General features: G+C 69.7%; 17 protein-coding genes and 1 pseudogene. 6 read left to right on the top strand and 12 right to left on the bottom strand.

All coding sequences use genetic code 11. The features are described 5' to 3' along the window. Position 1: 1 nt before the first annotated feature. Positions 2 to 301, bottom strand: coding sequence for a GNAT family N-acetyltransferase (locus ABQ271_RS03085; RefSeq protein ID WP_349310076.1), 300 nt, complete (start codon positions 299 to 301; stop codon positions 2 to 4). A gap of 424 nt (positions 302 to 725) precedes the next feature. Between ABQ271_RS03085 and ABQ271_RS03080 the strand changes: the two genes are divergently transcribed. Beyond that, the gene (locus tag ABQ271_RS03080) at positions 726 to 1445 is read left to right on the top strand and encodes a winged helix-turn-helix domain-containing protein (RefSeq protein WP_349310075.1); all 720 of its coding nucleotides are present in this window, start codon (positions 726 to 728) and stop codon (positions 1443 to 1445) included. Between the two features lie 61 nt (positions 1446 to 1506). After that, positions 1507 to 2442 (top strand): DNA-3-methyladenine glycosylase 2 family protein, encoded by a 936-nt coding sequence (locus ABQ271_RS03075; RefSeq protein ID WP_349310933.1) that lies wholly within the window; start codon positions 1507 to 1509, stop codon positions 2440 to 2442. Position 2443: 1 nt separating this feature from the next. On the opposite strand, the gene ABQ271_RS03070 is transcribed toward ABQ271_RS03075, so the two are convergent. Next, entirely contained in the window at positions 2444 to 3271 is an 828-nt protein-coding gene (locus tag ABQ271_RS03070; protein ID WP_349310074.1) for an alpha/beta fold hydrolase, read from the bottom strand. A gap of 52 nt (positions 3272 to 3323) precedes the next feature. On the opposite strand from ABQ271_RS03070, the gene ABQ271_RS03065 reads away from it, so the two are divergent. Beyond that, positions 3324 to 3539 (top strand): hypothetical protein, encoded by a 216-nt coding sequence (locus ABQ271_RS03065; RefSeq protein ID WP_349310073.1) that lies wholly within the window; start codon positions 3324 to 3326, stop codon positions 3537 to 3539. 36 nt (positions 3540 to 3575) lie between these two features. On the opposite strand, the gene ABQ271_RS03060 is transcribed toward ABQ271_RS03065, so the two are convergent. The 8 genes and pseudogenes from ABQ271_RS03060 to ABQ271_RS03025 form a co-directional block, all read right to left on the bottom strand. After that, a complete protein-coding gene (locus ABQ271_RS03060) occupies positions 3576 to 3707 on the bottom strand; it encodes a hypothetical protein (protein WP_349310072.1) in 132 nt (43 codons plus the stop codon). A gap of 8 nt (positions 3708 to 3715) precedes the next feature. Then, the gene (locus ABQ271_RS03055) at positions 3716 to 3871 is read right to left on the bottom strand and encodes a hypothetical protein (RefSeq protein WP_349310071.1); all 156 of its coding nucleotides are present in this window, start codon (positions 3869 to 3871) and stop codon (positions 3716 to 3718) included. A 58-nt stretch (positions 3872 to 3929) separates the two neighbouring features. After that, positions 3930 to 4307 carry a hypothetical protein gene (locus ABQ271_RS03050; RefSeq protein WP_349310070.1) on the bottom strand — a complete coding sequence of 126 codons (378 nt, stop codon included), beginning with the start codon at positions 4305 to 4307 and terminating at the stop codon, positions 3930 to 3932. A gap of 10 nt (positions 4308 to 4317) precedes the next feature. Continuing rightward, positions 4318 to 4464, bottom strand: a pseudogene (locus tag ABQ271_RS03045) (glyoxalase); the annotation flags it as partial. Positions 4465 to 4508: 44 nt separating this feature from the next. Next, positions 4509 to 5264 carry an ATP-binding cassette domain-containing protein gene (locus ABQ271_RS03040; protein WP_349310069.1) on the bottom strand — a complete coding sequence of 252 codons (756 nt, stop codon included), beginning with the start codon at positions 5262 to 5264 and terminating at the stop codon, positions 4509 to 4511. Then, a complete protein-coding gene (locus ABQ271_RS03035; protein ID WP_349310068.1) occupies positions 5261 to 6274 on the bottom strand; it encodes an iron chelate uptake ABC transporter family permease subunit in 1014 nt (337 codons plus the stop codon). The genes ABQ271_RS03040 and ABQ271_RS03035 overlap by 4 nt, the downstream gene beginning before the upstream one ends. Next, a complete protein-coding gene (locus ABQ271_RS03030; RefSeq protein ID WP_349310067.1) occupies positions 6267 to 7259 on the bottom strand; it encodes an iron chelate uptake ABC transporter family permease subunit in 993 nt (330 codons plus the stop codon). Before ABQ271_RS03030 ends, ABQ271_RS03035 begins: the two co-directional genes overlap by 8 nt. After that, positions 7259 to 8242, bottom strand: coding sequence for an ABC transporter substrate-binding protein (locus tag ABQ271_RS03025; RefSeq protein ID WP_349310066.1), 984 nt, complete (start codon positions 8240 to 8242; stop codon positions 7259 to 7261). Before ABQ271_RS03025 ends, ABQ271_RS03030 begins: the two co-directional genes overlap by 1 nt. A gap of 108 nt (positions 8243 to 8350) precedes the next feature. Between ABQ271_RS03025 and ABQ271_RS03020 the strand changes: the two genes are divergently transcribed. From ABQ271_RS03020 to ABQ271_RS03010, 3 genes are all read left to right on the top strand, one after another. Continuing rightward, the gene (locus ABQ271_RS03020; RefSeq protein ID WP_349310065.1) at positions 8351 to 9139 is read left to right on the top strand and encodes a siderophore-interacting protein; all 789 of its coding nucleotides are present in this window, start codon (positions 8351 to 8353) and stop codon (positions 9137 to 9139) included. 21 nt (positions 9140 to 9160) lie between these two features. Beyond that, positions 9161 to 9955, top strand: coding sequence for an aspartyl protease family protein (locus ABQ271_RS03015; protein ID WP_349310064.1), 795 nt, complete (start codon positions 9161 to 9163; stop codon positions 9953 to 9955). A gap of 320 nt (positions 9956 to 10275) precedes the next feature. Further along, positions 10276 to 11445: an RtcB family protein gene (locus tag ABQ271_RS03010; protein WP_349310063.1), complete on the top strand. Its 1170-nt coding sequence runs from the start codon at positions 10276 to 10278 to the stop codon at positions 11443 to 11445. Between the two features lie 40 nt (positions 11446 to 11485). Here ABQ271_RS03010 and ABQ271_RS03005 read toward each other — a convergent pair whose 3' ends face one another. Beyond that, positions 11486 to 12064, bottom strand: a complete 579-nt coding sequence (locus ABQ271_RS03005) for a hypothetical protein (RefSeq protein WP_349310062.1) — start codon at positions 12062 to 12064, stop codon at positions 11486 to 11488. 76 nt (positions 12065 to 12140) lie between these two features. After that, a complete protein-coding gene (locus ABQ271_RS03000) occupies positions 12141 to 12971 on the bottom strand; it encodes an aldo/keto reductase (protein ID WP_349310061.1) in 831 nt (276 codons plus the stop codon). Between the last annotated feature and the right edge of the window lie 2 nt (positions 12972 to 12973).

Below are 12973 nucleotides of genomic sequence, written 5' to 3'. Positions count from 1 at the left end.
GTCAGGCCGTTCGACGCTCCTGCAGCAGCGACTCGTGCCCCGGGTTCGCTTCGAACCAGTCGGCGACGTACCAGCAGACCGGGATGACGCGACGGTCACCGCGGCGCTCGAGGTCGGACACGGCCCGCTTCACGAGCTCGCCCGCATAGCCCGATCCGCGGAAGGTCGGGATCGTGTACGCCCGCGTCAGGGCGACAGTCCGGCCGTCGTCGTTGTAATCGAGGACGCTGACGAGGTCCTTGCCGCGCTGCAATGTGTAACGCGCGGCATCCTTCTCGTCGGTGAAGATCAGGTCGCTCATGCGTTCACGCTACGCCGGTCTCTCGCGAGCGGGGACGCTGGGCCGCGGATTGAGCAATCTGTCACATTCCGTCATGCAGACCGCGCCACGCCGGGGCGGTTTGACACATCACGACGCGGTTCGTCATAATCGGCCACATGACTGACTTCGCACGCACTCTGTCCGCCCGGGAGGCGAACGGAACTGCCGGCATCATGATGCCGCAGCGTGCTGTCATGTGTTGCCGAATGTGTCGCTGACACGGTGATCCCCGCCGGGTCGCGCCGCCGTTTCTGAACACGGCGAGTCCGACCCCCGAGGCTCCGGAACTTCCGCCCACAACGCGGATGCCGGGCGTCTCGCACATCGGCCTAAGTGAGGCCATCCGCGCAACACTCCCGAACCCGCCGCCGCACCCCGGGTTCCCCCTCTGAAGGACATCGCCATGTCGACCTCCGCACTCCTCTCCGCACCCGCCGCCCCCCGTCACCTCCGCGCCGTCGAAGACATCGCCGCAGCTCAGCCCGCAGCACCCCGGCCTGCCGCCTCGGGTCTGCCCGCCGGCACCGCTCCCCGGGGCTTCGCCCTCTACGTCGGCCTCGACGAGCTGAAAGCCGCCGCCGACGGCGTCAGCCTCTCCGTCATCGTCGACGCCCTCCGCCGCACCATCGCGGAGCTCGCCCCGTCCGCCGAGACCCACGCGACCGTCGCCCTCGCTCCCGTCGGCGCCGGCGGTCGCGACGTGGACGTCGTCCGCCTGGCCCTTCACGAGCCGGCCGCCGTCGCCCGCACCAAGCCCGAGGAACCGCTCGACGAGCACGTCCCCGGTGGCGTCACGATCGACATCTCTCGCCGCCGCGTACACATCGACGGCGAGAGCGCCGCACTCACGTTCAAGGAGTTCGAACTCCTGCAGTACCTCGTCCTCCGCGAGGGCCGCACCATCGAGCGCACCGAGCTCGTCTCGTCGCTGTGGAGCCACACCGACGGCGACGACGCTCCCGGCGAGCGGACGATCGACGTCCACGTCCGCCGGCTGCGCTCCAAGCTCGGCCGCTACGAGGACATCGTCCGCACGGTGCGCGGCATCGGCTACCGCTTCGACCGGCACGCCGACGTCGTGATCCGCTACGGCCACGGCACCCCCTCGCCCGACCGTTTCTGATCAGGCCGCTGTCGGCGCCCGGACGTAGGGTGTCGGCATGAGGTCGGGACTGCGCGAACGTATGCCGCATCCGTCGCCGTCCTCGCACCTGACGCCGCTCGAGGCGGAGTACCGCCCGGCCGTTCCCACCGACGTGGCGGGCGCGATCCGGTATCAGCAGCGCGGAGCGCACGACCCGTCGCAGACCACGGCGGACGGCGTCATCTGGCGGGCGACCCGTACTCCCGAGGGGCTCGCGACGATCGCGATCCGCCCGGGTCTGCGAACGGTCCGGGCGGCCGCCTGGGGACCGGGTGCCGCGTGGACACTCGACCAGCTGCCGCGGCTGTGCGGCGCGGACGACGACCCCGGCGACTTCGATGCGTCTCGGCATCCGCTCATCGCGGCGACCCACCACCGGCGGCCCGACCTGCGGATCGGGGCGACCGACCTCGTCTTCGACGCGCTCGTCAGCAGCGTCTTCGAGCAGAAGGTCACGGGGCTGCAGGCGTTCGGGGCGTGGCGATGGATCCTGACGCACTACGGCGAGGCTGCGCCCGGGCCGACTCCTCGACCGATGTACGCGCCGCCCGCCGACTGGCGGATGATCCCGAGCTGGTCATGGCATCGGGCCGGACTCGAGCCGCCGCAGTCGCGCACGATCGTCGACGCCGCGCGGCGCCGTCCGTCGATCGAGCGGGCCGCTCTCGCCGCGCCGACCGGGGACGATCGCGACCGCGTGTTCACGAGCCTGCCGGGCGTGGGGATCTGGACGAGCGCCGAGACCCGCATCCGCGCCTTCGGCGACGCGGACGCCGTGAGCTTCGGCGATTATCACGTGGCCCACCAGGTCGGCTACGCGCTGACCGGCTCACGCGTCGACGACGACGGGATGCGGGAACTCCTCGAGCCGTGGAAAGGCCAGCGGCAGCGCGTCATCCGCCTCATCGGGGCGAGCGGGGTCGTCGAGCCCCGACGGGGGCCGCGGCTGGCGCCCGAGGATCACCGCGCGCGCTGAGTCAGCCGGCCCGCAGGTGTGCGAGCGCGGCGAGCGCCTCGGCGAGGTGGTCGAGCACGGCGATGTGACCGGCATCCGGCACCCGCTGCAAGAGAACGTGCGGAAGGCCGTCGGCGAGCGCCGTCCCGTGGGCCGGCGGGATCACCCGGTCGAGGCCGCCCTGCACGACGATCACGGGCACCGCGATGTCGGAGAGCGCGAAGCCCCACGGCCGGGTGAAGGCGAGGTCATCGTCGACGAGGCCGTCCGACCCCCACTCGGCGGATGCCGCGACGTCCGCCCCGAGCGAGGCCCAGGTGGACTCGAGCGCACGGTAGTCCGCGTCGACGAAGCTCGACGGGTCGAACTCCTCGACCTCGAGGTGCGCGGTTCGAGCCTCGACGCCCTTCGCCGCGGCCTGGAGACCCCCGGGGTCGGCCATCCCCGCGAACCAGGTCGGATCGTCGGGGTCGAAGGGGGCGATACCGGCGAGCGTCACGACCCCCGAGACACGGTCGGACACCGCGGCGACGCCGAGCGCGTGGGGACCGCCGCCGGAAGCGCCGACCGAGATGACGTCCCGGAGGTCGAGCGCCTCCAGCACGGGGACGAGACCGTCCGCGACGTCGCGGACGGTGCGGCCGAGGTGCCGGGGCGCGCCGCCGTAGGCGGGTCGGGCGACCGAGACCACGTCGAGTCCCGCGGCGGCGGCCGCCTCGGCGACCGGCGGGAGGATGGCACCGGTCTGCGGCGAGCCGTGATGCCACAGCAGAACGGGTCGCTCCGCTCCCGGGTGGGCCACGCTGGCGTGGACGACATGATCCTGCAGATCGGGGTGCTCGAGCCTCATCCGCGCCACGCTAACGCGACTCGGGCCCGCGCGCGAGACCTAGGCTGATCGCATGGCGCAGCAACGGCAGCGGGGACGCGGATTCTGGGTGCTGGGCACCGTGCTGCTGTTCGCCGGCGGCATCCTGTTCGGACTCGTCCTGCAGAACGTGTGGATCGGACTCGTCCTCGCCGCCGCCATCTCGATCGGCTGGCTCATCGCCTACGAGTCGCGCCGAGGCCGGAACCAGGGCATTTACGACCGCGACGACGACGGCGCAGAGCTCTGACCCCCCGATGAGCTGAGGCTCACGGGGCGGCGTCTGTCACTCGCGGTCCGTCGCCCGGTCGCGATCGCGGAAGCCGTCGCGCACACCGCGGCGGACAGCGAAATAGGTGACGTAGGACCACACCGCGAGGAGTGTCACGGCGAGAACGGCGCCGGTGAGCGGATCCATATCCGTCCTCAGGCTCCCGCGTCCGGCCGGTCTCGATGCAGAGCGTCGGCGGCGCCGCGCCGGGCGCCGAGCCTCACGACCCAGAAGAGCGCGAAGACGACGAGCGCGACGAGCGCGAGCACCGCGAGCAAGATGAGGAGGTGCCAGCCCAGGAGTCCGCCCATGACGCCAGGATGCCATACCTCCGCACCCGGCCGGGCGCGAGTACGGATGACGGTGGGCTCAGGCGTGCGCTGCCGCGGCCGCCCCGCGGTCGCGGTGCAGGGTGAACGCGAACGCCACCCCGCCGCTGATCGTGATCGCGATCCCCGTCGCGATGCCGTACCCGGAAGCATCGTCGAAGTTGCCGGCGGCGAGCGACATGCTCGTGGCGTCGATGACGGGTGCGGTGACGGCGACGAGCGTCACGAGGAAGCCCTGCACGACAGCGCCGGTGGACATCGCACCGACGAACGCGGCGGCGAGCGTCAGGAGCGGGATGACGGAGATGCTCACGAAAGCGAACAACGGCGGCAGCAGCCCCAGACTCGCCAGGAGGGCGAGACCAGCGCCACTCAGACCGATGGCCATCACCCACACCGTCCAGGTCGCTCGACTCATGGCGCCCAACTTACTGGTCGGCCACCACTTCTGCTGTGAAGCCGGCAGAGTTCTCGAGCCAGCCTGCGTAGTGCTCCGAGCCTCCGGCATGCGGATAGCGGTCCTGATACAGCGGTCGCCACCCGTGTGGTTCAGCACGCGCCATGATGTCGTCTACACGACGCGCACTGGAGGACGCGTCGCGCGGCCCCGCACCGAGGGTCAGTAATACACCGCCAGGCGTCCGCGGGGCCCGTCGACGACGTCGACGGGGGTGTCGAAGATCTCGGTGAGAACGTCGGTGCGAATGATCTCTTCGGGGGTCCCGAAGGCCGCGACCCGACCGTCCTTCATGGCGCACACCCGGTCGGCGTAGTGCCCCGCGAAGTTGATGTCGTGCAGGACCACGACGATCGTCCGACCCAATTCGGTGGCGGCGCGATGGAGGTGGCGCATCATCTGCACGGCGTGCTGGATGTCGAGGTTGTTGAGCGGCTCGTCGAGCAGCACGTACTCGGTGTCCTGGGCGAGCACCATCGCGACGTAGGCCCGCTGGCGCTGCCCGCCCGAGAGCTCGTCGAGATACCGGCCCTCGAGCCCGCGCAGGTCGAGGAAGTCGATCGAGCGGTCGATGATCCGCTCGTCCTCCCCCGTGAGCCGGCCCTGCGAGTGCGGGTAGCGGCCGAATCCCACGAGCTGCCGCACGGTCAGCCGGGTGACGAAGTGGTTCTCCTGGCGGAGGATCGCGACGACCTTCGCGAGCTCGCGGGACCTTGTCGCGGTGACGTCGTGACCGCCGACCGAGATCGATCCCGCGTCGGCGGTCAGCAGACGCCCGATCATCGTGAGGAGCGTCGACTTGCCGGCGCCGTTCGGCCCGATGAGCGCGGTGATCCCGCCCGCGGGCAGGTCGAGCGTCACCGGTCCGATCGCGACCTCGGTGCTGTAGCGCTTCTCGACGGCGGTGAGCGAGATCACAGGCGTCCCTTTCGGAGGAGGTGAACGAGGAAGAGGGTGCCGCCGACGATCTCGACGATGATGCCCACCGAACCCGCGGCGTAGAACACGTGCTTCAGCACGACGTACGCACCGCCCAGCACGACGAACCCGACGAGCGCCGACAGCGCGAACATGCGCCGGTGATCGAAGGTGTCGGCGAACTGGTAGGTCAGCATCGCGACGAGGAACCCGAAGAACGTCATCGGCCCGATCAGCGAGGTCGACACCGCCATCAGGACCGACACCAGCAGCAGCGCGAGGATCGTGTCGCGCCGCTGCGACGACCCGAGGCTCAACGCGACCTCGCGCCCGAGGCCCAGCACGTTGAGCCGGCCGGATGCCGCGATCAGCAACCCGGCCGCGACCACCACGAGCGGGATCGCGATCGGCAGGTAGGTGCCGTCCGCGTTCGCCACACTGCCGATGAGCCGGGCGGTGAGCAGGTCGAACTCGGTGGGCGTCAGCATCCGCTGCAGGAAAGTCGAGAACGCGGCCAGCGCACCTCCGAGGATGATGCCCACCAGCAGCATGATCTGCACGTTCGCGTAGCGGCCCGACAACAGCCATCCATAGAGGGCGCCCGAGAAAGCGAGCATCGCGAGGACCTGCAGCAGGTACGGCCCGGGCCCTTGCACGAGCAGGGCGCCGGCCGCGCCGAAGAAGAAGATCGCCGCCGTCGAGATGGCGGTGTAGAGCGACTCGAAGCCCATGATCGACGGCGTCACGATGCGGTTGCCGGTGACGGTCTGGAAGGTGATCGTGGCGATGCCCTGGCACACAGCGACGATCGCGATGACGATGACGCTCGTCACGCGCAGCTGGGCGATGCGCCAGAAGCCGTCACTGCCGACGGGGGCCGGGTTGTCCCAGAGCAGGATGCCGGCCGCCACCGCCACCGCGACGACACCGAGCACCGCGACGGTCACCGCGTACCGGCGCGCACGCAGCGCCGTCGGGAAGGCGCCCGACAGCGCGACCGTGTCAGCCACGACGTCGCTGCCGCAACAGGAGGGCGATGAACACGACCGCGCCGACCATGGCGAGGATGAGCGAGACCGGCACATCGAACGGCGCGTTGACGACGCGGGCGAGGATGTCGCACACGGTGATGAGGGCGATGCCGCCGAGCGCGACCCACGGCAGGTTCGACCGCAGGTCGTCGCCGCGGATGAGGGAGACCACGTTCGGGACGATGAGGCCGAGGAACGGCAGGTTGCCGACCACGACCGTCACGACGCCGGCGGCGAGGGCGATGAGCACCGTGCCGACGAGGACCACGCGCTCGTAGTTCAGCCCGACGTTCGTGGCGACGTCCTGCCCGAGGCCGGCGATGGTGAAGCGGTCGGCGACGAGGAAGACGGCGATCACGACGACGAGCACGATCCAGAGCGGCTCGTACTGGCCGCGGAGCACCGAGGTGAACGACCCGGTGAACCAGATCGCCATGCTCTGGAGCATGTTCGTCGACAGGGCGATGAACGTCGATACGGCGCCCACGACGGCGCCCAGCATCATCCCGACGATCGGCACGATGATCGACGAGGTCAGCATCACCCGTCGCAGGAACAGGAAGAACAGCATGGTTCCCACGAACGCCATCCCGACCGCGCCGATCATGCGGACGATGAGCGGGGCATCGGGCACGAGGAGCATCACCAGCAGCAGTCCGAGCCCCGCCCATTCGGTGGTGCCGGTGGTCGTGGGCTCGACGAAACGGTTCTGCGTCAGCAGCTGCATGACGAGGCCGCACATCGCGAGCGCGGCTCCGGCGAGGACGAGCCCGACGGTGCGCGGGATGCGGGTGATCGCGAACATCTCCGCGCCGTCCGGCTGCCCGACAACGTCGTAGACGCCGACGAAGAGGGAGAGCACCACCAGCCCCCCGACGACGGCGACGCCGACGACGAGGGGCCAGGTGAACAGGCGCCCGCGGGAGCGGCGGCTCCCGGCAGGCGCCTGGACGACAGCGGTCATCAGCTCTCGAGCGCGTCAGCCAGGTCGCTGAAGAACTGGGTGTACGTCTCGATGCCCTCGTTGAGGTAGGTGCCCTGCGGCATGTAGACGATGTTGCCCTCCTCGACGGCGGTCACGTTCTGCAGCGCCTCCGACTCGGCGATGAGGTCGTTCGCCGGCGTGTAGGCCTCGTCGGTGTTGACGCTGACCGCGGCATCCCGGTCCATCACGAGGATCCAGTCCGGATTGGACGAAGCGACCGCCTCGACCGAGATGTCGTCGCCCTGGTGGTCGGTGGACCCGTCGGACTCCAGCGCCGGGGTCAGCCCGAGGATGTCGTACACCGGGCCGAGGGTGCGGCCGGTGGTGGGAGCCGCGTAGTTGATCTCGCCGCCGGAGGTGATGACTCCCATGACGGTCTCGCTGTCGTCGTACGCGGCCTTCACGCGTTCGATGGACTCCTCGAAGTCGGCGACGAGGGCGGCGGCTTCGTCCTGCTTGCCGAAGATCTCGCCGAGACCCGTCACCTGGCGGATGAGCTCCTGGTCGAGCGGCTCGCCCTCGCGCGGGTCGAGCTCGACGATCGTGGCGTCGGGCACGAGCGTCTCGAAGTCGCCGTAGTAGCCCGAGAAGCGCTGCCCGTTGACGATCAGGTCGGGGTCGGCGGCGACGACGGCCTCGAGGTCGGGCTCGTTGTGGTTGCCGAGGTTCGCGACCTCGGGGTCGTCCTTGAACGAGAGGCCGTCGGGGAAGATGTCGAGCGGTGCGCCGACGACCGGCACACCCCAGGAGTCGAGCATCGAGATGGTGCGGTTGTCGGTCGCGACGACGCGCTGCGGCGGCGAGGTGACGGTCTGCTCGCCGTGGTTGTCCTCGACGGTGACCGTCGTCGTCTCGGCCTCGGCCGCCGGCTCGACGTCGGGCGCCGCGCCGGCGCATCCGGCGAGGGTGAGGACCGCGAGAGCGACCAGCGGGGTCGCGGTCAGGGGGCGGATGCTGCGCATGTGACTGCTCCTGTCGTCGGAGGCGCAGGCGCGTATGAGCGCGCTGGCGCGTCCGTTCGGAAGGGGATGCCGGGGGATCCTCGGCTTAATTAGGTTAGCCTTACCTGTGTGAGCTTCGTCAAATCCGCCCCCTCCTTCCGGCTGGAACGCCAGCCGCTCGACCTCCGCTTCCGCCGCGCTGTGCTCGCGGCCCGCACCTGGGAGACCCCGACGTACGTGCGGGTGCGGCTCGAGGGCGACGACCTGCGCGGCTTCACCTCGCTCGGCAGCGACGACCACATGCGCCTGTTCTTCCCCGGCGACGGGGTCGACGACCTCGACGCGATGCGACAGGCACCCAGCCGCGAGTACACCCCGCTGGCCTGGGACGCCGAGGCGGGCTGGCTCGACGTCGAGTTCGCCGTCCACGGTGACCAGGGCGTCGCCGCTCCCTGGGCGGCATCCGCTCCCCTGGGCTCGATGATCGGCGTCGGCGGACCGCGCGGGTCAATGGTGGTCACCGGACGCCCCGACGGATGGTTCCTCGCGGGCGACGAGACCGCCGTGCCGGCGATCCGGCGGTTCGCCGGACTCATGGACGACGCGGCGGTCGGCCGCATCCTGATCGAGGTGACGGATGCCGCGCACGAGCTGCCCGTCGTCACTCCTCCGGGTGTCGGTGTCTCGTTCGTGCACCGCGGCGCTGCGTTTCCCGGTACCGTCCTGGCCGAGGCGCTGGACGGTCTCCCCGCATCGGAACGCCCGGACGGCGACGTGTTCGGGTTCGTCGCGGCCGAGCAGGGCATCGTGAAGTCCGGTCGGCGCCTGCTGCTCGAGCGGTGGGCCCTGGCATCCGATCAGGTCGTCGTGAAGGGCTACTGGAAGAGCGGCGAGGCCGAGTACCACGCACCCCACTGACCACGGCCCTAGGGTGAGCGTGTGCCCATCGACCTCGCGCTCGACCTCGACGAGGACCCCGACCTCGCCGACGCGATCCTGGTGCGGGTGAATGCGGAGATCGACGGGCATCCGCATCCGCTCATCGTCGACACGGGGGGCGCACGCAGCGGCCTACCGAGGGGCGCGCTGACCGACGCGCTGGAACGGCTCGCGCCGCGTCACGGCGGAGGCGGCGGGGTGTTCTCGCGGAACGGGTCGATCGAGCGCGTCGCGGCGCGGACGCTTCGGATCGGCGACCTGGTCGTCAAACCGGCGGTCTTCGACGTGGAGGCGCACCCGGACGCGCCGCCAATCCTGGGGCTCGATGTCCTCCGCCACCACCGACTCGATTTCCGTTTCGACGAGGCGCGACTCGTGCTCGACGACGACTCCCCCGTCGACGAGGAGCGATCCCTCGTGCAGTCCTCCCGCGCGCATCCCTACGTCGACGTCGCGTGGGCGGGCGGGACGTGGCCGGCGATCTGGGATTCGGGGGCGAGCATCTCGGTCGTCGACCGCGGTGTCGTCTCGCGGCATCCCGAGCGCTTCGCCGCCGCGGGCGAGGCGAGCGGTACCGACTCGTCCGGCGTCACGAACAAGACCCCGCTCGTCGTCCTGCCCGACATGAGTATCGGGGGACGAAGGTTCGCGCCATCGGTCGCGGCAGTCGCCGATCTCGCCGGTCTCGCACGTGAGGATGACCCGCCGTTCGAGCTCATCCTCGGGATGCCCGTGCTCCGCCACGCGAGCTGGGCGATCCACCTCCGAGACGGCTGGTGGGGCTACCTCGCCTGACCCCGCTCATGCCGCCACCCTGCCCCAGCCGGAGGCCCGCCGCTCGGGCTTCGTTGACGCGACACGCCCGGGCGGCTACCGTTGCAGGGCTGTGCCGACCGGCACGGCGATACCCCGGAGGATGCCATGACCACGCAACGGCGTGATCTGCTCCAGCGGAATAGGACCCAGGTCCCGTTCCGCTACCAGCCGCACCCTCCGGCGCGCGCCGTCTGACGCCATCACCGTCCGTCGCCCCGCACCGCACAGGTCCGGGGCGTCTTTTCGTGTGTTCCTCTCCGCACGAAGGGCTCCCGGGCCCTCCACGAAGGAAAGGAACCATGGAGAAGCTCTCGAACAGGCTGATGTCCTGGGCGAGCATCATCGATGAGAAGACCGTCGAACAGGCTCGCACCTCGTCACGGATGCCGTTCATCTACCCGCACCTGGCGCTCATGCCGGATGCGCACCTCGGCAAGGGGGCGACCGTCGGATCGGTCATCCCGACGCTGGGCGCCATCATGCCGGCTGCCGTCGGCGTCGACATCGGATGCGGCATGATCGCTGTCCGGACGCAGTTCACGAAGACGCAGCTCGTCGAGCATGACCTGACGGCACTGCGACAGCAGATCGAGCGGGCGGTCCCGTTGTCGGCGGGCCACGCCAACCGGAAGATCGTCGCGACCGCCGAACCGCGCGTCGCCGAGCTGGAGGAGCTCGCGGCGAAGACCGGGTTCGACCCGGCGTCCTACGCGGGCCATTGGCGGCTTCAGCTCGGTTCGCTCGGCTCGGGCAACCACTTCATCGAGATATCGGTCGACGAGACGGATGCGGTGTGGATGTTCCTGCACTCGGGTTCACGGGGTGTCGGCAACAAGATCGCCACGCATCACATCGCCGTCGCGCAGCGGCTGGCGACGCAGTGGTGGATCGACCTGCCCGACCGGGACCTCGCCTACCTCGTGGAGGGCACCGACGAGTTCTGGACCTACATCCGGGAGCTGCGGTGGGCCCAGCACTTCGCCCTCCTGAACCGGGAGGAGATGATGGACCGGGTCGCCCGGCAGCTGTCGGAAGTGATGGGTGAGGACGTCGTCGAGCAGGAGCGGATCAACTGCCACCACAACTTCACCGAGCGCGAGAAGCACTTCGGCAAGGAGGTATGGGTGTCGAGGAAGGGTGCGATCCAGGCGGACAAGGGGCGACCCGGCCTCATCCCGGGATCGATGGGCACGGCCTCGTACGTTGTCTCCGGACTCGGCAACCCGGTCTCGCTCAACTCCTCCCCTCACGGTGCAGGGCGCGAGTACTCGCGGTCCGCGGCGCGGCGCACCTTCACGCACGAGCAGCTGCGGGAGGCGATGGCGGGCATCGAGTTCCGGGACACGGACGCGTTCATCGACGAGATCCCGCAGGCCTATAAGCCGATCGACCGGGTCATGGCCGATGCCGGCGACCTCGTCGAGATCCGGCACACGCTGCGCCAGCTCGTGAACGTGAAGGGCGACTAGCCCCGGGCGGGTGCGGCATCCAATACCTGAGCGAGGAGCGCTACGACGGTTCGCACGGTTCGGTTTCCGTACCGCACATCAACGCGTTCAGGGGCACCACCAGCTCGTGGGTCGTTCCGCCCGCTGAGTAGCGGATGTTGACTCCCTTCCACCCCCCACCCTCGGGTCCGGTCGCCTCGAACCCGATGACGATCTGTTGCACAGCTCCGAGGGAGCCGCAGGCGTAGGTGAACGCAGCGCCTTCGGCATCCACCAGCGTCACGTCGCCTGAGAGTGGAGGCGGGTATCCAGTTGCGGAGATTATCGCCCCTTCCGACGACGGGGCGGAGAGCACCAGCGGCGGGAGACCGATGACGCTTCCCACCTTTTTAACCGGCTCGACCGCGATGATTTTCGCGCTCACACCGTCCACCATGCACACGTCCACCCCGAACACGGTTCTCGGCTCACCCTTCGTCCACCAGGAGACGCCAGTCACCCAATCCGGCTCCGTGACGTCGGACGCGTCCTCGACGCCGACTCTCATCGGCTGAGATTCCTCAGGGACCACCTTCCCCTCCGTGCATCCGGCGAGCGCCGCCAACATCACGCCGCACATCACAACGACGCCACGCTTCATGTGGCCGCGGCAATCATTTGTTCTTGCCGTCGTTACCACAGCGCTGGAATCCTGCCTTCTGCCTCGGCGCCGAAACTTACATCTCCTCGTGCGTGTCGGGGTCGCCGTCCCAGAGCCGTCCGCGCTCGAGGGCGGAGATCGCAGCGACCTCGTCGTCCGTCAGCGAGAACCCGAACACGTCGGCGTTCTCGGCCTGACGGGCGGGGTCGGCGGACTTGGGGATCGGCGTGGTGCCCAGCTGCACGTGCCAGCGGAGCACGACCTGCGTCGGCGTGACGCCGTGCGCCGCGGCGGCGTCGGACACGACCTGCTCGCTCAGCAGCTCCGAACGCCGCGCGAGCGGGCTCCAGCTCTCGGTGCGGATGCCCTGGGATGCGTGGAACGCCCGCAGGTGCGCCTGCGGGAAGTACGGGTGCAGCTCGACCTGGTTGACCGCCGGGACGACACCGGTCGCCTCGATGATCCGGGCGAGCATCGGCTCGGTGAAGTTCGAGACGCCGACCGATCCGACGCGCCCCTCCTTCTGCAGGTCGACCATCGCGCGATACGTGTCGACGTACTTGTCGACGCTGGGGTTCGGCCAGTGGATGAGGTACAGATCGATGCGGTCGAGGCCGAGGCGCTCGAGCGAACCCTCGGCGCTCCGGCGGGTCTCGTCGTAGCCGTGGTCGCGACCGGGCACCTTCGTCGTGACGATCAGCTCATCTCGGATGCCGCTCTGCCGAACGGCCTCGCCGACCTCGCGCTCGTTCTCGTAGTTCACCGCGGAGTCGAGCAGTCGGTAACCGCCCTCGACGGCGGCGACGATCGACGCGACACCGTCCTCGCCGCGCAGGTTATACGTACCGAGACCGAGCTCCGGGAAGGCGGTGCCGTCGTTCAGGGAGACCGTGGGAATCGTGACCATGC

This window comes from Microbacterium sp. MM2322, from assembly GCF_964186585.1.
Lineage (GTDB): Bacteria > Actinomycetota > Actinomycetes > Actinomycetales > Microbacteriaceae > Microbacterium.
The sequence above is the reverse complement of the archived record's forward strand: the minus strand, read 5'-3'. Positions and strand labels throughout refer to the sequence as shown.

Coding starts and splice junctions, on each gene's coding strand:
- ABQ271_RS03085 (WP_349310076.1), bottom strand. CDS start 301: ATGAGCGACCTGATCTTCACCGACGAGAAGGATGCCGCGCGTTACACA.
- ABQ271_RS03080 (WP_349310075.1), top strand. CDS start 726: ATGTCGACCTCCGCACTCCTCTCCGCACCCGCCGCCCCCCGTCACCTC.
- ABQ271_RS03075 (WP_349310933.1), top strand. CDS start 1,507: ATGCCGCATCCGTCGCCGTCCTCGCACCTGACGCCGCTCGAGGCGGAG.
- ABQ271_RS03070 (WP_349310074.1), bottom strand. CDS start 3,271: ATGAGGCTCGAGCACCCCGATCTGCAGGATCATGTCGTCCACGCCAGC.
- ABQ271_RS03065 (WP_349310073.1), top strand. CDS start 3,324: ATGGCGCAGCAACGGCAGCGGGGACGCGGATTCTGGGTGCTGGGCACC.
- ABQ271_RS03060 (WP_349310072.1), bottom strand. CDS start 3,707: ATGGATCCGCTCACCGGCGCCGTTCTCGCCGTGACACTCCTCGCGGTG.
- ABQ271_RS03055 (WP_349310071.1), bottom strand. CDS start 3,871: ATGGGCGGACTCCTGGGCTGGCACCTCCTCATCTTGCTCGCGGTGCTC.
- ABQ271_RS03050 (WP_349310070.1), bottom strand. CDS start 4,307: ATGAGTCGAGCGACCTGGACGGTGTGGGTGATGGCCATCGGTCTGAGT.
- ABQ271_RS03030 (WP_349310067.1), bottom strand. CDS start 7,259: ATGACCGCTGTCGTCCAGGCGCCTGCCGGGAGCCGCCGCTCCCGCGGG.
- ABQ271_RS03025 (WP_349310066.1), bottom strand. CDS start 8,242: ATGCGCAGCATCCGCCCCCTGACCGCGACCCCGCTGGTCGCTCTCGCG.
- ABQ271_RS03010 (WP_349310063.1), top strand. CDS start 10,276: ATGGAGAAGCTCTCGAACAGGCTGATGTCCTGGGCGAGCATCATCGAT.
- ABQ271_RS03005 (WP_349310062.1), bottom strand. CDS start 12,064: ATGAAGCGTGGCGTCGTTGTGATGTGCGGCGTGATGTTGGCGGCGCTC.
- ABQ271_RS03000 (WP_349310061.1), bottom strand. CDS start 12,971: ATGGTCACGATTCCCACGGTCTCCCTGAACGACGGCACCGCCTTCCCG.